The organism is Colwellia sp. 75C3, assembly GCF_002836255.1.
In the GTDB taxonomy this organism is placed as follows: domain Bacteria; phylum Pseudomonadota; class Gammaproteobacteria; order Enterobacterales; family Alteromonadaceae; genus Colwellia.
This window is the reverse complement of sequence record NZ_PJAU01000032.1, coordinates 334,691-355,200: the sequence shown is the minus strand read 5'-3', so window position 1 is coordinate 355,200 and position 20,510 is coordinate 334,691. Positions and strand designations below refer to the sequence as shown.

Sequence of the window (20,510 nt, the reverse complement as noted above, 5' to 3'; positions counted from 1 at the left end):
AAATGGAATCAGCTTAAAAAATTAAGCTAGTGATTTTCAATTCACCCACAGCGGAACATATCATTAGATATTAAATTTTGGTGGTAATCGCTAACGAAATAAAGCCATAAAATCACTTCTAAAATATAGAAAAGCAGCACTCACAGGGAAGCTGCTTTTTTATTTCTTTTACTTCTTTTATACCCGAGTAATTTTATAGCTATTTTAGCGCTGTAATAAAATTGTCACATAACTGACTTATACTTGCCTCATTATTATATCGTAGTCTCTATATTGGATAAGCTACTTGATAGTTTATTGAAGATAAGGTTAATTAAGTGGCAACTCTTATTAGTTCGAACCGTAGTCGTGGAATAAAAAACTCTTTAGCAAAATGGTTAATCACCTTAGGTGGTATAAGTGTTTTGTTTACTCTTGTATTGATATTCATGTATTTACTGTATGTGGTAAAACCAATTTTTGAATCAGCGAAAATTGAGCAAACAGTTAATATTAGTATTGATTCTACAAGTAATGGAGAAGTATTAGGTAGTGGTATTGATGAGCTGAAAGAATTGGCCTATCAAATAACTGCAGCCGGCAATATTGATTTTTATCATTTAAAAGCCAGCGACCCTAAAGCTGAAAATCAGTTTTCTGTTGGTGATAACTCGCTTTCAACGTCTTTATTTGTAAGTGACGACTTTAATCAAGAGCAGGTTGTTAAAGTAGTTAACTCTTTTTCAGAGAATAAATTACTGCATACAGCCAAAGGGAAAACGTTATTAATTCAGCCAAGCTTTTATGCTACCTACGCGAATGATACCCGTGAAATAATCCCACAAGTCAATTATCCTCTCGGTCAAGAGTCACTGATAATTGATGAACAACAAATACCGCTTTCTCAATTAGCTTTTGCAATGGATGATGAAAGAATCGTTTTTGTTGGTTTTACTAAAGATAAACGTCTAATAAAAACCAGCTTTATTGCTGAAGATGATTTTAGTTCTTCTAGCGATGGCGATGATGTTGAATACGAAACTATTTTTCAAAAAGTTGAGCTTTTTGATGGTCTTTCTGAAGGCGTTATTGATGAAATAAAAGTAACACCAGATTTAAGTTTAGCTTTTATTCGAAGTGCTTCAATCGTGTATGTGTATTCGTTAAATGATGACGAAGACGTTAGCCTTAAAGCAACAATTAGACCGACACTAGATAATGATAATACTTACCTTACTTCAATGGGATTACTTTCAGGTAGTAGTTCAGTATTGCTAGGTGACAGCAGTGGACGAGTCAGTCAGTGGTTTGAAGTCGCAACAGATGAAGGTCGCCAATTTAAACAGATTCGAAGCTTCAAGTCAGATGATGATCAGAATAGCTCTAATAATAACAGCCAAACATCAAACGCGATAACTGCTATTTATACTGAGCAATATAGAAAAAGCTTCTACACTATGACACAAAGTGGCATGGTCAATGCCTTTTATACCACGAGTGCAGCGCACTTATGGCAAGGACAGTTAACTTCAACTCAACCTGAAACGTTTACTATCGCCCCTAGAGCTAATGGTTTAATTGTTATTGTTAATGATGCACTTGATACTACGAAGAAAAGTTTACAAGCTTTTAGTGTTCATAATGAGCATCCGGAAGTTACTTGGCAGGCATTATGGCAAGAGGTTTGGTATGAAGGTTATCCTGAGCCAGATTATGTTTGGCAATCAACATCAGGCTCGGATGATTTTGAAGGCAAGTTTTCTTTAGTACCGATTTCATTTGGTACCATCAAAGCTGCTTTATATGCGATGTTATTTGCAGTACCTATTGCCTTAACTGCTGCGATATATACCGCATACTTTATGACACCAGGAATGCGTAAAAAAGTTAAACCTACCATTGAGATGATGGAAGCATTACCTACCGTTATATTAGGTTTCTTGGCAGGCTTATGGTTAGCGCCGTTAATGGAAGAGTATTTACCAGCAATATTCCTGTTATTTATTTTCTTACCTTTAGCAACACTAATAACTGCGTTTTCTTGGCATAAATTACCAAACCAGCTCAAAGACAAACTGCCAGAAACATTAGCACCCATTTTGTTAATTCCTGTGATAATACTAGCCACCTATGCGGCGTTTTCTTTATCACCACTGCTCGAAGATAGTCTCTTTAATGGCGATATGCGCCAATTCCTAACCAATGATTTAGGTATAAATTTTGACCAACGTAACGCTTTAGTTGTTGGTATTGCGATGGGCTTTGCTGTTATTCCTACCATATTCTCTATGGCTGAAGATGCAATTTTTAGTGTACCAGGTCACCTAACTAGCGGTTCATTAGCATTAGGGGCAACACAATGGCAAACATTAATCGGTGTGGTACTGCTAACTGCCAGTCCCGGCATATTTTCTGCTGTGATGATGGGCCTTGGTCGCGCGGTTGGTGAAACAATGATTGTCTTGATGGCAACGGGTAATACACCTATTTTAGATTGGAGTATCTTCCAGGGGATGAGAACACTTGCAGCAAACATTGCGGTAGAGATGCCTGAGTCGGAAGTGGGCAGCTCTCATTACCGAATATTATTCTTGGCAGCCTTTGTACTCTTTATCTTCACCTTTATTTTCAACACAGTAGCAGAGTTTGTTCGTCAAAGATTAAGAGAAAAATACAGCTCAATGTAGTAGATAATATTTTGAGTTTCAGATACATCAAACAATTTTAAGAAAAAGTGGCTATTCAGCTTTAAGCTAGATTGCTCAATTTGAAAGAAAAAGCACGGAGTTGATGACTATCAATGAGTACTTTTAATGCATAAATTGGGCGCTCTAGCGACAAGTTAATAGTTACTTACTAATTAAGAGTTTTTTATGAATAAATGGTTTAGGTCGGGTTCACCGTGGATATGGTTATCGGCAGGTGGCGTAAGTATCAGTTTAATTTCAGTGTTAGGCCTTTTATGGCTTATCGCATCACGTGGCTTGTCATATTTTTGGCCAAGTGAGTTATATCAATTTGATCTTACCGATCAACATGGCGCTAAGAGTGTTGTTATTGGTGAAATCTACGATAGAGAGCAAATTCCGGTAAGCCAATTAGCACATTTAAATTTGGCGCTTGATCCAGAACAAGAAATATTAGAACGTCTGTTAATCAAAACAGGTAACCGCGAGCTGGTGAGTTTAGATTTTCGTTGGTTGTTAAGTCATAACATTCAAAAGACACAAACACCAAAAGATTTAGTTGTCGTTGAACGTCGTACTCATGGTAATTTTTACGGTTTTATTGAAAGTGTCGTGGTTGATGGAAAAGAAGTAGATAAAAACAAGTTGGATGAATTATTAACGCGTGTTGATAATTTTCAAGACCAGATCGATGATTTACAAAAGTCAGATATTGGTGCTATCAACTATCAACTAGAACGTTTGCGATTAAAAACGCGTAAATATCAATTGCAAGATAAGCTAACCGCTGAGTTACAAGTAGAAATTGATAGCGAAATAGCGGCACTGAACCAGGACTACGAAATACTAGAAAAAGAGCTGATGGGATATCGAGAGCAGATATCACGTGATCATATCGTGATGCGTGCTATGGACGGTCAACTTGTTACTATTAACTTTGAATATATTCTTAAAGTCACATTTAACAACCAACTTAATACCTTTGATAAAACGTTATTATTTTTTAGCCATATTGGTTCATTTCTCATCGAAGACCCTCGTGAAGCTAATACAGAAGGCGGTGTATTCCCTGCTATTTTTGGTACCGTGCTTATGGTGTTATTAATGACAGTCATTGTTTCACCGTTTGGTGTTATCGCGGCTATCTACCTACATGAGTATGCCGGTAAAAATGCATTTACTAAGCTGCTACGCATTGCGGTTATCAACTTAGCCGGCGTACCCTCTATTGTTTACGGGGTATTTGGTTTAGGGTTCTTTGTTTATATGGTGGGTGGTTCACTCGACCAACTATTTTATTCAGAAAACTTACCTAGCCCTACCTTTGGAACTCCAGGTGTTTTATGGTCAGCATTAACATTGGCGATATTGACATTACCTGTAGTGATTGTGTCAACTGAAGAGGGCTTATCACGCATTCCTTCAGCAATGCGTCACGGCTCTTTAGCTTTAGGTGCAACCAAAGCTGAGACCTTATGGCGTATAATTTTACCTATCGCGAGCCCTGCTATTATGACGGGTATCATATTGGCGATTGCTCGAGCAGCAGGCGAAGTAGCCCCGTTAATGCTGGTTGGTGTTGTTAAAATGGCACCTAATTTACCTTTAGATGGTAACTTCCCATTTTTACACTTAGATAGAAAGTTCATGCATTTAGGCTTTCATATTTATGATGTTGGTTTCCAAAGTCCCAATGTTGAAGCCGCACGTCCATTGGTTTTTGCAACAGCCTTACTATTAGTGACTATCATTGTTGCTTTGAATATGACCGCCGTTTCAATTCGTAATAAATTACGTGAAAGATATAAGATGCTAGAGCACTAGTTTGCTCGGACCATATTTAGTCATGAGTAATGTTTAAATTACTTATGACACTTAGTAATTAGTAAATAAAGATTAATCAAAAGTAATTAGAGAAACAACTATTATGATTTCTATTAGCCCAAAAGCGTTAGCGCCTGGCTCAGATACATCCTTTGAAAAAAAGTTAGATTTAACCAATTTAACACCAGAACAAGTTGCCTTAGATATTAATCAATTAAATTTATTCTATGGTAAAAAACAAGCGCTAAATAATATTACTATGTCTATTCCCAAAGGGCAGGTAACAGCGTTCATTGGTCCTAGTGGTTGTGGTAAATCTACGCTATTACGCTCTATTAATCGTATGAACGATTTAGTTGATAATTGCCATATAACGGGCGAAATAAATCTTCATGGTAATAACATTTATGACAAACATGTAGATGTTGCCGAGCTAAGACGAAAAGTCGGTATGGTGTTTCAACGACCTAACCCTTTCCCTAAAACCATTTATGAGAATGTGGTTTATGGTTTACGCATTATGGGCGAAAATAACCGCCGAAAACTTGATGAAGCGGCAGAGCAATCATTACGTAGTGCGGCGCTTTGGAATGAAGTAAAAGACAGGTTGCACGAAAGTGCCTTAGGCCTTTCTGGTGGTCAGCAACAACGTTTAGTGATTGCCCGTGCTATTGCTATTCAACCCGAGGTATTATTGCTTGATGAACCTACTTCAGCACTCGACCCTATTTCAACTTTGACCATTGAAGAGTTAATCAATGATCTTAAAAAGCAGTTTACCGTGGTAATCGTTACGCATAACATGCAACAAGCAGCACGTGTATCAGATCAAACTGCATTTATGTATATGGGTGATTTAATAGAGTACAGTGATACTAATACTTTATTTACCACGCCACTGAAAAAGAAAACTGAAGATTATATTACTGGCCGTTACGGTTAATAGTTAACGATTGATTAAGTAAATACTTATTAAAGGACATCCCATGGATAATGTACAAATTGGTCGTCATATTTCAGGCCAATTCAATGAAGATTTAGAACGCGTCATTAATAATGTCATGCATATGGGCGGTTTAGTTGAGAAGCAATTAACTGATGCACTCGCTGCTGTTGAACAAGCTGACGTTAGCTTGGCTAAAGAAGTATTAACTAACGACTATCAAGTTAATGCTTATGAAGTCAGTATTGATGATGAATGCACACGTATTATCGCCAAACGACAACCAGCTGCTGGCGATTTACGTTTAATTATGGCCGTTGTAAAAACCATTGCTGATTTAGAACGAATAGGTGATGAGGCTCAGAAAATAGCGAAAGTTGCGCTAGAAAGCTTCTCTTCATCACAGCAAGATTTACTGGTTAATCTAGATAACTTAGGTCGACGTGTATTAGAGTTTTTGCAAGCAAGTCTTGATGCTTTTACTCGCATGGATTGTGACGCGGCTATTAAAATTCATCAAATGGATGACAAAATAAACCGTGAGTATGAAGCGTTAATGCGTCAACTTATGACCTATATGATGGAAGACCCACGCTCCATTCCACAAGTGATGACGGTTATTTGGTCAGCGCGAGCACTAGAGCGTATTGGCGATCGCTGTCAAAACATCTGTGAATACATCATTTATTTTGTTAAAGGTAAGGTTGTACGCCATACCACAGCAGAAGATATAAAAAACTTATAACATATTTAAATTAGAGTGTTCATTCAAAATCACAATAAATTCAAGTGATTAGCTATGCACTATACTAGTGCCTAGCAAAAAAACATTTACACGGTTACGGTTAGCTAATAAAGACAACAATTTAACCCTATATTAGCGTTTAACATTAGAAGTTAAATGGGGTACTATCCGCGACGAATTGCAATGACTAGAGTTATACTGACTGGAAACACAATTATGGCTAAAAATTCAATCTTAGGTGTATTTGCAAAATCACCGATAAAACCGTTAGAAAAACATATTCAAATAGTTGTTAAATGTAGTAAACAACTTATTCCTTTTTTTGAAGCATGTACTGCAAAAGACTGGAGTGAAGCGGCAAAAATTCGTCGTAAACTTTCAAAATTAGAGCAAGATGCTGATACCCTTAAACGTCAATTACGTCTAGAGCTTCCCGGTGGTTTATTTATGCCAGTTGATAGAGCTGACTTACTTGAATTACTTACCCAACAAGACAAAATAGCAAACAAAGCAAAAGATATCGCTGGTCGTGTATTAGGGCGTAAGCTTGAAGTACCTGTTAGCTTACAAGCTGAGTTTTCTATTTATTTAGAACGCTGTATTGATGCGACAGAAAAAGCAGCAGAAGCGATTAATGAATTAGATGATTTATTAGAAACGGGCTTTCGCGGTCGTGAAGTAGCATTGGTTGAGAAAATGATTAATCAATTAGATGCTATAGAAGATGACACCGATGGCTTGCAAATTATTTTGCGTAAAAACTTGTTAGCGATTGAAAAGGATTTGAATCCAATTGATGTAATGTTCTTATATCAAATTATTGATTGGGTTGGCGACTTAGCCGATCTTGCTGAACGTGTAGGTGCACGTTTAGAAATTCTTCTGGCTAGAAAATAAGGCTTAACTGATGGAAATTATACTTAACTCAGGCAGCACTTTTGTAATCCTTGCTGCCGTAGTTGGCTTCTTCATGGCATGGGGTATTGGTGCCAATGACGTAGCGAATGCGATGGGAACCTCTGTAGGTTCAAAAGCATTAACAATTAAACAAGCCATTATTATTGCGATGGTGTTTGAATTTGCCGGTGCTTATCTTGCCGGTGGTGAAGTTACCTCAACTATACGTAAAGGCATCATTGATGCTAGTTACTTTATTGATACACCAGAGTTACTTGTTTACGGCATGATCTCTGCACTTTTCGCTGCAGCTACTTGGTTATTAATAGCCTCAGCTTTAGGTTGGCCGGTATCTACTACGCATTCTATTGTTGGTGCTATTGTTGGTTTTGCTGCCGTAGGTGTTAGTGTTGAGGCTGTAGAATGGGGCAAGGTAGTTGGTATCGTTGGTAGTTGGATTATCACACCGCTTATATCAGGTATTATCGCCTTTATTATTTTTAATAGTGCGCAAAAACTTATTTTTGATACAGAGAAACCACTACAACAAGCAAAACGTTGGGTTCCTGCCTACATGTTCCTAGCTGGTTTTGTTTTATCACTGGTTACTATCAAAAAAGGCCTTAAGCATATTGGCCTAGAAAATATTGATTTAGGTTTTGTTAACTTTGAAATTAAAGGTGCAGGTGGTTTCTACTTAGCCGCTATTGTTGCTGTTATTGTTGCTGCAATTGGTAAATTCTTTATTAGCCGTTTAAAGTTTGATGAGACACTTGCTAAAGAAGCCCATTACGCCAATGTTGAAAAAGTATTTGCGGTGCTTATGATTGTTACTGCTTGTGCAATGGCTTTTGCCCATGGTTCAAATGATGTTGCCAATGCGATTGGTCCATTAGCTGCAGTAGTAAGTATTGTTGAAAATGATGGACAGATTGCTGCTAAATCAGCGATTGCTTGGTGGATATTACCACTAGGTGGTTTTGGTATTGTTGCTGGTCTAGCCTTATTTGGTCATAAAGTTATTGCAACCATCGGTCAAGGCATTACACACTTAACGCCAAGTCGTGGTTTTGCTGCTGAATTAGCTGCGGCTAGTACGGTAGTTATTGCTTCTGGTGCAGGTTTACCTATCTCTACAACGCAAACCTTAGTTGGTGCTGTGTTAGGTGTGGGTATGGCACGTGGTATCGCAGCGATTAATTTGACTGTAGTACGTAACATCGTTGTTTCTTGGGTAATTACCTTACCTGTAGGTGCTGGTTTATCTATCATCTTCTTCTGGATTATGCAGGCTACATTTAGTTAGTCGGTATTATACCAAGTACATTAATTAATTGACGACTTAGCGAGAATTAAAAGGCTTAGAGGCAAGGCATTGATTGAAGAGAATGGTTATTCCCTTCTCAAAATTAATAACGCCGCATACAAGCCTTTTAAACTCGCCCTTTGGGAGTTTATTAGCAAACTAATAACTGCTCAAAATTAAAGAAATATAGAATAACTATGTTTAAGTAATTTTGCTTGTTCTAAGCTCGCTAATACAACTCTAAGCTGATCAATTTATTAGTGTAATTGGTATTACCTAGAAAACATCCAGATAACAGAATCAAAAAAGCCGCAACTTGTTGCGGCTTTTTTATTCTATTTAAGAAGTCTAGCTTTAATAATAGAGCTTTATTAAATCGAGGCGCCTGAAGCGCTTCTATTTAATCGCAGCTTAGTCACGTGCTGTAACTTCTAATAAATGGTAACCAAACTGAGTTTGTACAGGACCTTGTACTGTATTTAAAGGCGCTGAAAAAACAACTTTATCAAATTCAGGAACCATTTGACCTGGGCCAAAGCTACCTAAATCGCCGCCTTGGGCATTTGATGGGCAGTTCGAATGCTCTTTAGCAACATCAGCAAAGTCTTTACCTGCTTCAATTTCAGCTTTTAAGGCTAAACATTGTTCTTCTGTATCCACTAAAAGGTGGCGTGCACTTGCTTGAGACATACTTCTTCCTATTTCTGTAATGTGAAATTATATTTATTATGAAATATTTATAATTGAGCAGACGTACATTAACGCATCTAATTAATAATTGAAAGTCAGGTAAATAAAAGTTATTTCTTAGCTGTTGAATTCGTTAAACTATTAGCTATAAGAGAAGGGCGTTTAAAACGTTTTAACGCGCTTAAAGTACTGAGGCCTCATATGTTTACCCTATTTTAAATTTCTGGGGAAATCTCAGCTTAGCACTGAATTTAACGATGAACGCTAACTATTAATAATGGCATTTTTCACCTTATCCGTTGTTATTGCAGATGGGTAATGACTCAAAGTGTACTTTGAAGCATACATATTGCTTAGTCGATTCGCACTTCAGCTTAAATATAGGTAGAATAGCGCCAATTTTGATTCAACAATTGTACTCAAAGGTACTTAAATCGTACTAATACAATAAGGATAACCTATGGCCTCTCTTCAAGAACAATTACTTAAAGCGGGTTTGACTACCAAGCAGAAATCACGTCAAGCTAACTCTGACCAACGTAAACAAAACAAACAAAAACGTAGTGGTGTACAGCATGGGTCTAGCTTGCAAGAGCAAGTCAAAGAAGATCTAGCTAAGTCACAAGCTGAAAAGTTAGCTAAAGATACAGCGCTCAATGATGCAAAAAATAGTGAGCTTGCTAATAAAGAACAACAATTACGTATCAATCAAATCCTTGAACATCACCAAATAAAAGGTGCTAAAGGTGAAAGTGAATATAACTACACTTTTGGTACTAAAGTTAAAAAATTATTCCTTGATACCATCACACATAAAGCATTAGTGAATGGTCGCTTGGCACTGTGTGGCTTAAACGAAACAACTTACCTTGTCACTAGTGAAACAGCTGCCAAAGTAGCTGAACTCGACAGTAGCATCATATTAGTTCAAAACGACAAGGTCGAAGCGGAAGAAATAAATGAAGATGACCCGTACGCAGATTATCAAATCCCTGATGATATGATGTGGTAGACGTTTCATAACGTTATCGTTACGTAGATCATTAATGGTTAGATAACACCAGAGCAAATAACTGGCGGATAAATAACCGCTAGTTATGTTAGAATATCGGAAAATTTGGTGTCGAGTACATCAATAGTAACAGTATTATCATAGTCGCTAGCATAAACAATATGTTAGCTTTTTTAGATTACCAAGAGTTGTAAATTATTATGTTGATGAAAGCTATCCGTTGGCCAATAGGGCAATTAATTTTATTGCTAAACTTTATCTTTTCACCGCGTTCACCAAAACGTGCCGTAGAAGAACAAGCTAAAATTGATGACAAAACACAAACATTAAGTTTGTATCAACTACCATCGTGTCCATTTTGTGTGAAAGTTCGTCGTACCATGAAGCGTGAAGGTTTGAAAATCGAGCTACGTAATATCAGCGGAAAAAATGATTTTCAACAAGAGCTTATTCGTGAAGGCGGTAAACGTAAAGTACCTTGTTTACGTATTGAAAAAGCTGATGGTCAAGTGCAATGGTTATATGAGTCAAATGATGTGGTTAGTCACTTGCAAGGACTAACTAAGGCTGCTTAGCTTTAATATTTCAATAAGCTACCCATGTTTTATTGAAATATGAATAGCTAATTTAACAATTATTATTGAAATTATTTACCATAAAACTGTGTCTATTAGGTTAATCATGTGCATATACCCGCTCCACTTGAAGATGCAGGATTCAGCTGGAATTATAAACGCCTTTAGGCAAGGCATTGATGGAAGAGAATAGTTATTCTATTGTCGAAATCAATAACGCAGCATAAAGCGTTTATAAACCAGCCCTTTGGTGAAGCCTGAGCAAAACATACTCGTCGTTACATTTGTTTTTAAGAGAATACCCTTAACAAAAAAATGTGCTTTGATTATGATTCGCTCAGGTTTCCTGAAACTAGCATCTTCAAGTGGAACGGGTATACAACCTAGTAGGCCGTTTTATGTTGATAAAAACCCAATCAAACTCTCAATCAAATCCTGCGATAAGATCATCTGAAATTACTGATGAATCGGTCTATTTACAACGTCGTCAACTTATTAAAACCATGGGTTTTCTCGGAGCAGGCGCTTTAATTGGCTCTACAGTTTCTAAAACAGCCAACGCTGGTTTTTTTGATAGTAAAGATAATGATTCCAATAACTTCAAGACAACACCATTAAAATTTACTGCAGATAAAGATAACCTTTCTTTAATTAAAACCCCTGAACAAAAAGTTATTAGTCATAATAATTTTTACGAATTTGGTGCACAAAAACACCAGCCCGCCGAATTAGCGCAAAACTTTAACGTTGACCCTTGGCAACTTACTATTTCAGGTGAATGTGATAATCCTATCACTTTAGATTACGATGACTTAACGACTATGTTTCCTCTAGAAGAGAGAATTTATCGATTGCGTTGCGTAGAGGCTTGGTCAATGGTGATCCCATGGGTTGGTTTCTCGTTAGCTAACTTATTAAAAAAAGTCGCACCAAACTCATCGGCTAAATACGTGGTTTTTGAAACGCTTCATGATCCTAAGCAAATGCCAGGTCAAGATGATAGGCGTTTAGGTGGAGGTATCAATTACCCTTATGTGGAAGCTTTACGACTTGATGAAGCGATGAACCCTCTCACTTTAATGAGTGTTGGCTTATATGGTAAAACGTTACCACCACAAAATGGGGCTCCTATTCGTTTAGTGGTGCCATGGAAATACGGTTTTAAAAGCGTTAAATCGATTGTTAGTATTAAGCTGGTTAGCAAACAGCCAGCCACAACATGGCAAAAACTGGCAGCCAGTGAATATGGTTTTTATGCCAATGTTAATCCAAATCACGATCACCCAAGATGGAGTCAAGCCAGTGAAAGACGAATAACCTCTGGTGGGTTGTTTGCTCGAAACCGTATTGAGACCTTACCTTTTAATGGCTATGGCGAACAGGTAGCGCATATGTATAAAGATATGGATTTAAGTAAGTATTATTAGGGTTTTATCGAAATATGAGTAAAAAATTAACTACATCGAACAAAGTTTTAATAGCAAAGGTTGTGATTCACCTAGCGGCTTTTTTACCTTTATTAAACTTATATTATCTTGCTTTTTATGATCAGCTTGGTGCTGATCCTGTTCAGCGAGTCATTCATTTTACCGGTATTGGCGCTTTCAACTTGTTATTGGTGACACTGATTGTTTCGCCTATCGCCAAAAAATTAAAGCAGGGCTACTTCTTACAAGTAAGACGTTTACTGGGTCTATATACTTTTAGCTATGCGTTTATGCATGTACTGAATTTTTTAGCCTTTGATTTACAGTTTGCTTGGTCGTTATTTTTTAATGAAGTTGTTGAGCGTCCTTACATAACCATAGGTATGATTACTTTTGTTTTATTAGCTGCACTTGCTGTTACCTCCCTTAATAGTATTAAACGTAAAATGGGCAAGTCATGGCAAAAATTGCATAATTACAGTTATCTTATTGCCATATTGGTGTCAGTACATTTTTATTGGTCAGTAAAGTCTGAACTTATAACACCATTATTTTACATGCTGTTAACGCTAGTGCTATTGGCATTTCGTTATACAAAGCTCAAAGCTTTGATCCTATCGATGTTTACTTCCAAAACTCGATAAACGTTACCTTTTTCTATTGGTCTGACACTGATTTTTCTATAATCTACTGTTCCAAATAGGATGATAAACATACAAGATGATGTGCTGTTTAAGTAAGCGGCGCTTAATTGTAATCAAAAGGAAATGTAGAGTCGCTATGGAAGAGTTAGTTTGGGACGAGGGAATGAGTGTCGGCATTGATAGCTTAGATGATGACCACAAACAGCTTATTGCCATTTTAGCGCAATTGATGTCTGCCAAAATTGAAAAGCTTGATCAACAAGATATTGCCGATGTTTTTGAACAGCTTGAGTGTTATTGCCAATTACACTTTGCTAAAGAAGAAGCTTTTTTAGCAAAAATAAACTATCAGCAACTCGTTGCCCATAAACAAAGTCATCAAGATTTTATTAAACAAATTCCTCAATTAAAGCGCCAGTGGTTTGGTGATGCTTCTGAACAAGAGGTAGTAAAAGAGCAAATAGTCTTGTTTTTACAGCAATGGTTAATCAAACATATTTTAGAAGAAGATCTAGACTATGTACCCGCAATACATTGCTATCAACAATTCGACCATTACAAAAATCAAAAGAAAGCAAAGAACCCTTGGTTACGATTTTTTTCGGTTAAGTTATCAAGTCACCTTACCTTGAGTCACCGCGTTTTTATCACCACCTTATTACCTGTTGTCGCAGTGCTGATACTTTGCTTATTTATACTTAAGGCAAACTACCAACGATATCAAAATATTTCTAAAGTCTTAGGTTTCAACTCTGTTATTACGCAGGTCAATGGTATTACTCACTCTTTACAAGCTGAGCGAGGTTTATCTTCCGGTTACACTAGCTCAAACTATACAAGTTTTGCTGAACAATTAAGTACGCGCCGGAAAGATACCGATGATAAAATCACCCATTTCCTATGGTTATTAGAGCAGCCTGAAAATTCTGAAGTAAAGAATAATATCAGTGGATACATGCTTAAAGTACAACAAGTCTCCACTAATCTATCTCGCCATAGAATGCACTTAGACCAGAAAATGGTTAGTTTTGAAGATACCTATCATGCTTATACACAGCTAATTGAACAGCTATTTTCGGTAGCAGAACGATTAGTGCATATAGAGATTGGCTCAAGTTACGGTAATGATATTTCAGCCATTAATGCCATGTTGCGATATAAGGAATTTGTCGGACAAATACGTGCCATTGGTTTGAAAATGTTAGATAGCAATCAAGCTGAACTGTATCAAAATCATGATATTAATATACTGCTAGGTAAACAAATAAGTACTCTGAGAACGTTCGCCAGTTCGGCCAGTTTAACGAAAAAATCATTGTGTGCGGAGTACTGTGATGCCATAAGGCAACGCAAGCAGCTGGAATTCTCTTATCTAGAAGTCATGAGGCTGGATGATAAAGATGCCAGGGCTGCGGGTTGGTTTAAGATAATGTCTGATAAGGTTGATAAGTTAAATTATATTCTTGAGGGACTCATTAATGAATTTGATAACAAAATATATGACGAAAGTTTAGCGTTAAAAACTGAAGGCTATTTGATTGTTTTTGCTCTCTCGATATTTCTCTTGGCAGCAATGTTTTTTGCTTTAGTGCTTAATTACAGCATTATCAGCCCAGTACGAAAACTTACTTATGCACTAAATGATATGTCAGCGGGTCAGAACAACATTCACTTTGAACCTATGGCTAACAAAGATGAAATTGGCTCAATGCAGTTAGCGTTTGAAAAACTTCGTAGAAAATTACTACAAGCCGATGTTTATAAAGCCACGGTAAGTCAGCAACAAAAAGAGATCAAATATCGAAAGTCTCAGCAGGATCATTTCCAACAGCTAGCACTGACCGATGCTTTAACTGGTGCAGTTAATCGTCATCATTTTAACGAGGTACTTGATCAAGAAATCGCTAATGTGAATAATCATGGCAGGCCTTTATCCATTATGCTGTTAGATATTGATCACTTTAAAATTGTCAATGATAGCTATGGCCATGGAGCAGGGGATGAAGTATTAGTATTGTTTTATCAGACCTGCTTTGAAGCAGTACGTAGTAGTGATGTTGTTGCCCGTATTGGTGGAGAAGAGTTCGTCATTATTATGCCAAACACTGAACTGGCTAATGCACAAAAATTTGCCGAACGCTTACGAAAAAAAATAGCACTACTTGAAATTAATATTGCCGGTAAGCAAATATCTGTCACGGTTAGTATTGGGGTGAGTCAGTGGCAGAAGGATTATTTTATCAATGCAGAGAGCTTTGTTGACCATGCAGATAAGTCACTGTATCAAGCAAAAAATAGTGGTAGAAATAAAGTTGTTGTTGCTTAATAAGGAAAATTTAATAAAAAATGGTAATTAAGCGTAGATAAATGACTGTTTATCGTCATAACCTTGTTGTTTTATCAAAAAAAATTTATGGTATTAGGCATTATGTTCGTTACAGGAATTACAATGCTTAAAAATTCATTATCACGTAATTTAGTTACTAATAACCTTATTAGTAAAAAATTTGCGTTTACCTTGCTCACCACCAGTATGCTGTCGTTAGGCTTAACTGCTTGTCTACCTAATGAAAAACAAGACGCTAAAGTTGTCATTAACAAAAACCCTTACCCGAGTACCTATCAAGTATTGCCTGCTCAAAGTACTTTATTAACCAATGCCACCATTTTAACGGGTACTGGCGAACGGTTAAATGATGCCGATATCTTGTTAGTTAATGGCAAAGTAGTGCAAGTAGGTAATGATTTATCCGCTGAGCAAGTCACTGTTATTGATATGAAAGGCAAGTGGATTACTCCAGGTATTATCGATGTCCACTCTCACTTAGGTGTTTATCCTAGCCCAGGAGTAGAGTCTCACTCTGACGGTAATGAGATGACTTCACCAAATACGTCGGAAGTTTGGGCTGAACATAGTGTTTGGCCACAAGACCCAGGTTTTCAAGCGGCTCGTGCGGGCGGTGTAACTAGCTTACAGATTTTACCTGGTTCAGCTAACTTATTTGGTGGTCGTGGTGTTACGTTACGTAACGTACCGAGTGAAACGATGCAAGGTATGAAGTTTACTGATGCGCCTTATGGCTTAAAAATGGCTTGTGGTGAAAACCCAAAGCGTGTTTATGGCAGTCGAAAAATTTTACCTTCTACCCGTATGGGTAATGTTGCTGGTTACCGAAGTGCTTGGCTTGCGGCCACAGAGTATAAGCGTGCTTGGGATAAATACGATAGTGAATACAGTGCAGGGAAAAACCCTGAAGCACCAACACGTGATTTATCACTTGATACCTTAATGGGCGTGTTAGATGGTGATATCTTAATTCATAACCATTGTTATAAAGCAGAAGAAATGGCAGTAATGATTGACCTTGGTAATGAATTTAATTATCGCTCAGGCACTTTCCACCATGCCATTGAAGGTTACAAAATTGCTGATTTATTAGCTGCTAATGGTAACTGTGCTGCTATGTGGCCAGATTGGTGGGGATTTAAAATGGAAGCCTTTGACATGGTTGAAGAAAATGTTGCCATTGTCGATGCTGTGAAAAATTCGTGTGCTGTAGTTCATTCTGATTCAGGAACAACGATTCAACGTTTAAACCAAGAAGCGGCGAAAGTGATGTTCCGCGCTAATGAAAATGGTTTTGCGCTAAAAGAAGAAGATGCTATTAAGTGGATTACTGCTAATGCTGCGAAATCCTTAGGTATTAACGATGAAGTAGGCAGCCTAGAAGCGGGTAAAAATGCTGATGTTGTTGTTTGGAATATGAATCCATTTAGCGTTTATGCTCAAGCTGAGCAGGTGTTTATTGATGGCGCTAAAGTTTATGATCGTTTTGATGATAAATACCAAGCTAAAAGTGATTTTTTACTTGGACAACAACTAAATAACCAGGTTAATAAAATTGCTGATGAAGCAGTCGTTAATTCAGTAAATCAGCCAGCAACCTCACTAGTTACTAAAGAATAGGAATGACAATGAAAAATACTCAATTACTTACTTCATTGCGTTATGCTTTGTTTGGCGCACTAGCCGTGACTACCAGCCAAGTAAATGCTGAATCAATCGCAATCACTAATGCCACTGTTTATACCGTGGCTAAACAAGGCATTTTATCACAAGCAACAGTTATGGTTGATGATGGGATAATTACTGCTGTATATAGTAAAAATGAGGTGCCAGCGTCACTTAATGCTGACTCTATTATCGATGCCAAGGGCCGTATTTTAACCCCAGGTTTTATTGCCTCAGGTAACTTACTTGGTTTAGTTGAAGTGGGCGCTGTTTCTGCTACTCGCGATAGCTCTGACAAAAAGGCTGATCTTACTTTTGATGCGAGTCTAGCGTTTAACCCTAAGTCTACTTTAATTGCCTATGCTCGCAAGGGCGGTATTACCAGTAACTTAGTTACCCCATACGGCGGGGAAAAAGTTTTTACCGGGCAAAGCTTCGTGGTTAATTTATCAGGTGACTTTGACAGCGTTATTGCACCGAACAACGCAGTAATGGTTTCACTGGGGTCAAGCTCAAAAGGCTCTCGTGCAACAAAACTACAAACGTTAAGTAATAACCTTGAAGATGCACAAAAAGCGTTAGCTAAGGCAAAAAAAGCTAAAGCGAATAAAAAAGGCAAAGATGAGAAAGAAGCTAAAACGCCTTCTCGTTCAGAGCTGGTAATGAATGCCATTCTATCAGGTGATAAGCCATTAATCGCTTATGCCGATAGAGCAACAGATATATTATTCCTACTTAAATTGAAGCAAAAGTTTAACCTTAATTTGATACTCGCTGGCGCAAGTGATGCTGTATTGGTGAGTGATGAAATAGCTAAAGCCAATGTCGTAGTGATGATGAGTGCTATTGATAATCTACCGGGCAGTTTTGATTCGTTACATAACTCTCTGGTTAATGTTGCAAAGCTGACAAAAGCTGGCGTTAAGGTAATCATCAGTAACAGCGGTGAGAGTTATAACATTAACCAGCTACGTTTTGATGCGGGTGTGGCAATTGCCAACGGCCTTGAAACAACTAGCGCGTTAGCGGCAGTTACTGCCAATGTTGCCGATAGCTTTAACTTAAACTCTGGTCGTATCGCAGTGGGTAAAAATGCTGATTTAGTTTTATGGAGTAGTGACCCGTTTGAAATAAGCACCAAAGTTGATGCTATGTGGATTAACGGTCAAGCGATGTCATTAAAATCTCGTCAAGATGCATTACGTGAGCGTTATACTACAAAATCTACTATGCCACGTGCTTATACTAAATAAATTTTAAAATAACGTTTTAAATAAGTTAACACCGACACTCAATATACATATTGAGTGTCGGCATTGTTAAATATGAACCCGCATGTAAAGTAGCCCTTTACATGCGGGTTTTTTATTTTAATAGAGTAAATAACTTTAATTGTATTAGCTGGCACGATATCGCTAAGTAATCTGTACATGGTATCAAGAGAATAAACTTGTATTTTAACCACTGATCTTTATCATTGCAGCAATCCCAAGTTAACTAACTCTTTTTTAAGCAACTATCATGCGCTTTATTCTTCTTTTTCTTTTATTAATCAAACTGACTAGTTTTACTTTATCTGCCCACGCGAGGGATAAAGTTGGCCTGGTATTAAGTGGCGGCGGTGCTAAAGGCACAGCCCATATCGGTGTACTTAAAGTACTTGAACAGCATAACATTCCCGTTGATTATGTAGTGGGTACCAGTATTGGTGCTTATGTTGCCGGTATGTATGCATTAGGGTATGACGTTGATGAAATTGAAACCATTATGCTGGGGTTGCCTTGGTCTGATGGTTATTCTGATTTTATCCCAAGAGAATCACTTTTTTATAGCAATAAACAGCATCGCGATAGGTACAACATCTCAATACGGTTAGGTTATAGCGATGGCGAATTTAAAGTTCCCCATGGGTTATTGTTAGGTCAAAGTGCCTATCAAATATTGCAACGTTCAACGGATACTGTCAGCTCTTTTACTAGTTTTGATGATTTAGCCATACCGTATCGCGCTGTTGCTTCGGATATAGCGACAGCACAAATGGTCGTACTCGATTCCGGTAGCATTAATCAAGCAATGCAAGCCTCAGCAGCGGTACCAGGTATTGTCGCAGCGGTGGTCATTGATGGTAAAACGCTAGTTGATGGTGGTATCACCAATAACATGCCGATAGATGTAGTCAAAAAAATGGGTGCCGATATTGTTATTGCAGTTGATATAGGTTCACCACTGGCTGATCAAAGTGAATTAACCAGTACAGTATCGGTGCTCAATCAGTTATCTACCATTCTCACTAACAATACAAGTTTGGCGAAAAAGGCATTACTTACCGATAAAGATGTACTGTTGCGTCCAGCTATCGATGATTTAAGTACTACGGACTGGTCTGTTATGCCGCAAGCCTTAATATTAGGCGAGCAAGAAGCGAATTCACAATCAGCAGCTTTGATCAAATTTTCAATCAGCGACCATGATTATCAAGTTTATCAGGATGAAAAAAAACTGAAGGCAAGAAAATGGTTTGATGAATTACCTAAGCATATCATTGACATCAAAATACGTAATAATTCAAAAGTTGAAAATGACATCATCAATCTACATTTTGCAGTTAAGTTAGGTGAAGAATTATCTAAAGAGGCATTAGATTTAGCTATTGATAGAGTTTATGCCTTGGATAAATTTGAACAAGTTACTGTTGAATTTAACGATACAGCACAAGGACGAGTTTTAATTCTCCACACCCAGGCTAAATCTTGGGGACCTAACTACTTTGATTTTGGTTTTAATTTAAAAACAGATTTTTCTGATCGATCTGTTACTTCCATTAATATGTCCTACTTGATGACAGAGGTTACCAGTAATGGTGGCCGGTGGTTAAATGAGCTTGAATTGGGCTGGGAGACATTGCTGGCGAGTGAGTTTTATCAACCTATTAATAGAGAGCAAGATTTATATAGTAGAGTCAGAGTCTCTTTTGCCCAAGATAAGTGGGAAAAAACACATCTTCGTCCTGAGCTGAGAAATGATTATTACCGTGGAAAGTTTGCCCTAGGTTATAACTACTCTTTTAATGGCATTATCGAAGTAGGTGCGATAGCTGAAACCGGCGACCTTTCACTGGATTCCACCGTGCCTGGTGAAACCGGTGACCTCTCACTGGATTCAGCAGGTACGGATGAATTTGATTATGAGACGTATGGAAGTTTTTTAACCTTTGGTTACGATACTTTAAACAGCATTAATTTTCCTACTGATGGTAATAAATTATTAATTGAAATGAAGTGGCTGAATGATAAGTACTCACCACTATTAGCGGAAACTGAAAAAGATAAGGCTGTTGTTTTTACCTTTGATTGGCGCGGTGCTATAGGCCTTGGTGGTCATACTTTTGTTGGTATTACTTCTTTTGCGACCATAGATAATGAAACAGACTTTAGTGTTCATGTTACCGAGTTAGGTGGCTTTTTGAATCTTTCAGGTTACCAAGAGGATGCGCTTATTGGCGTTCATAAAGCTTTTGCCGCGGTTGTTTATCAATATGACTTAGGCCGAGATATTCCTGGAGGCTCAGGTTTACCTATTTATTTAGGCGTTAGTTTAGAAGCGGGTAATGTTTGGGACGTTGATGAAACAGTTAAATACAGTGATTTAATAAACTCAGGTAGCATGTATTTGGGGACAGATACCAGTTTTGGCCCCGCAGTATTAGGGATAGGCTTTGCGACTGGAGGTGAATATTCATTCTTCTTGTCGGTAGGTAAAAACTGGTAGC

15 protein-coding genes are annotated in these 20,510 nt (G+C 37.6%); 14 read left to right on the top strand and 1 reads right to left on the bottom strand.

What is annotated here, in order from left to right:
• Positions 1–317: 317 nt before the first annotated feature.
• The 6 genes from CXF85_RS03450 to CXF85_RS03425 all read left to right on the top strand — a co-directional run bounded on the left by CXF85_RS03450 (position 318) and on the right by CXF85_RS03425 (position 8,381).
• Entirely contained in the window at positions 318–2,666 is a 2,349-nt protein-coding gene (locus tag CXF85_RS03450; protein ID WP_101227112.1) for an ABC transporter permease subunit, read from the top strand.
• 186 nt (positions 2,667–2,852) lie between these two features.
• A complete protein-coding gene (pstA, locus tag CXF85_RS03445; RefSeq protein WP_101227111.1) occupies positions 2,853–4,490 on the top strand; it encodes a phosphate ABC transporter permease PstA in 1,638 nt (545 codons plus the stop codon).
• A gap of 103 nt (positions 4,491–4,593) precedes the next feature.
• Positions 4,594–5,433 carry a phosphate ABC transporter ATP-binding protein PstB gene (gene pstB / locus CXF85_RS03440; RefSeq protein ID WP_101227110.1) on the top strand — a complete coding sequence of 280 codons (840 nt, stop codon included), beginning with the start codon at positions 4,594–4,596 and terminating at the stop codon, positions 5,431–5,433.
• Positions 5,434–5,476: 43 nt separating this feature from the next.
• Entirely contained in the window at positions 5,477–6,178 is a 702-nt protein-coding gene (gene phoU, locus CXF85_RS03435; RefSeq protein ID WP_101227109.1) for a phosphate signaling complex protein PhoU, read from the top strand.
• A gap of 216 nt (positions 6,179–6,394) precedes the next feature.
• Positions 6,395–7,075, top strand: coding sequence for a TIGR00153 family protein (locus tag CXF85_RS03430; protein ID WP_101227108.1), 681 nt, complete (start codon positions 6,395–6,397; stop codon positions 7,073–7,075).
• 10 nt (positions 7,076–7,085) lie between these two features.
• A complete protein-coding gene (locus tag CXF85_RS03425; RefSeq protein WP_101227107.1) occupies positions 7,086–8,381 on the top strand; it encodes an inorganic phosphate transporter in 1,296 nt (431 codons plus the stop codon).
• A gap of 411 nt (positions 8,382–8,792) precedes the next feature.
• Here CXF85_RS03425 and CXF85_RS03420 read toward each other — a convergent pair whose 3' ends face one another.
• Positions 8,793–9,071 carry a peptidylprolyl isomerase gene (locus tag CXF85_RS03420; RefSeq protein ID WP_101227106.1) on the bottom strand — a complete coding sequence of 93 codons (279 nt, stop codon included), beginning with the start codon at positions 9,069–9,071 and terminating at the stop codon, positions 8,793–8,795.
• Between the two features lie 460 nt (positions 9,072–9,531).
• Here CXF85_RS03420 and CXF85_RS03415 point away from each other — a divergent pair, with 460 nt between their 5' ends.
• From CXF85_RS03415 to CXF85_RS03380, 8 genes are all read left to right on the top strand, one after another.
• Positions 9,532–10,083: a DUF2058 domain-containing protein gene (locus CXF85_RS03415; protein ID WP_101227105.1), complete on the top strand. Its 552-nt coding sequence runs from the start codon at positions 9,532–9,534 to the stop codon at positions 10,081–10,083.
• Positions 10,084–10,289: 206 nt separating this feature from the next.
• Entirely contained in the window at positions 10,290–10,658 is a 369-nt protein-coding gene (locus tag CXF85_RS03410) for a glutaredoxin family protein (RefSeq protein WP_101227335.1), read from the top strand.
• A 398-nt stretch (positions 10,659–11,056) separates the two neighbouring features.
• On the top strand, positions 11,057–12,085 hold the full coding sequence (gene msrP / locus CXF85_RS03405; protein WP_101227104.1) for a protein-methionine-sulfoxide reductase catalytic subunit MsrP: 1,029 nt from the start codon (positions 11,057–11,059) through the stop codon (positions 12,083–12,085).
• 14 nt (positions 12,086–12,099) lie between these two features.
• Positions 12,100–12,729, top strand: coding sequence for a protein-methionine-sulfoxide reductase heme-binding subunit MsrQ (gene msrQ / locus CXF85_RS03400; protein WP_101227103.1), 630 nt, complete (start codon positions 12,100–12,102; stop codon positions 12,727–12,729).
• Between the two features lie 136 nt (positions 12,730–12,865).
• Positions 12,866–15,055: a bacteriohemerythrin gene (locus tag CXF85_RS03395; protein WP_198555473.1), complete on the top strand. Its 2,190-nt coding sequence runs from the start codon at positions 12,866–12,868 to the stop codon at positions 15,053–15,055.
• Positions 15,056–15,178: 123 nt separating this feature from the next.
• Positions 15,179–16,696: an amidohydrolase gene (locus tag CXF85_RS03390; protein WP_442871856.1), complete on the top strand. Its 1,518-nt coding sequence runs from the start codon at positions 15,179–15,181 to the stop codon at positions 16,694–16,696.
• 8 nt (positions 16,697–16,704) lie between these two features.
• On the top strand, positions 16,705–17,994 hold the full coding sequence (locus tag CXF85_RS03385) for an amidohydrolase family protein (RefSeq protein WP_101227334.1): 1,290 nt from the start codon (positions 16,705–16,707) through the stop codon (positions 17,992–17,994).
• A gap of 268 nt (positions 17,995–18,262) precedes the next feature.
• On the top strand, positions 18,263–20,509 hold the full coding sequence (locus CXF85_RS03380; RefSeq protein ID WP_101227101.1) for a patatin-like phospholipase family protein: 2,247 nt from the start codon (positions 18,263–18,265) through the stop codon (positions 20,507–20,509).
• The last annotated feature ends 1 nt before the right edge of the window (position 20,510 follow it).

Bases quoted from the DNA above. Each gene is read 5' to 3' on its own strand.
- pstA (WP_101227111.1), top strand. From the start codon at position 2,853: ATGAATAAATGGTTTAGGTCGGGTTCACCGTGGATATGGTTATCGGCA.
- pstB (WP_101227110.1), top strand. From the start codon at position 4,594: ATGATTTCTATTAGCCCAAAAGCGTTAGCGCCTGGCTCAGATACATCC.
- phoU (WP_101227109.1), top strand. From the start codon at position 5,477: ATGGATAATGTACAAATTGGTCGTCATATTTCAGGCCAATTCAATGAA.
- CXF85_RS03430 (WP_101227108.1), top strand. From the start codon at position 6,395: ATGGCTAAAAATTCAATCTTAGGTGTATTTGCAAAATCACCGATAAAA.
- CXF85_RS03425 (WP_101227107.1), top strand. From the start codon at position 7,086: ATGGAAATTATACTTAACTCAGGCAGCACTTTTGTAATCCTTGCTGCC.
- CXF85_RS03420 (WP_101227106.1), bottom strand. From the start codon at position 9,071: ATGTCTCAAGCAAGTGCACGCCACCTTTTAGTGGATACAGAAGAACAA.
- CXF85_RS03415 (WP_101227105.1), top strand. From the start codon at position 9,532: ATGGCCTCTCTTCAAGAACAATTACTTAAAGCGGGTTTGACTACCAAG.
- CXF85_RS03410 (WP_101227335.1), top strand. From the start codon at position 10,290: ATGAAAGCTATCCGTTGGCCAATAGGGCAATTAATTTTATTGCTAAAC.
- msrP (WP_101227104.1), top strand. From the start codon at position 11,057: ATGTTGATAAAAACCCAATCAAACTCTCAATCAAATCCTGCGATAAGA.
- msrQ (WP_101227103.1), top strand. From the start codon at position 12,100: ATGAGTAAAAAATTAACTACATCGAACAAAGTTTTAATAGCAAAGGTT.
- CXF85_RS03395 (WP_198555473.1), top strand. From the start codon at position 12,866: ATGGAAGAGTTAGTTTGGGACGAGGGAATGAGTGTCGGCATTGATAGC.
- CXF85_RS03390 (WP_442871856.1), top strand. From the start codon at position 15,179: ATGCTTAAAAATTCATTATCACGTAATTTAGTTACTAATAACCTTATT.
- CXF85_RS03385 (WP_101227334.1), top strand. From the start codon at position 16,705: ATGAAAAATACTCAATTACTTACTTCATTGCGTTATGCTTTGTTTGGC.
- CXF85_RS03380 (WP_101227101.1), top strand. From the start codon at position 18,263: ATGCGCTTTATTCTTCTTTTTCTTTTATTAATCAAACTGACTAGTTTT.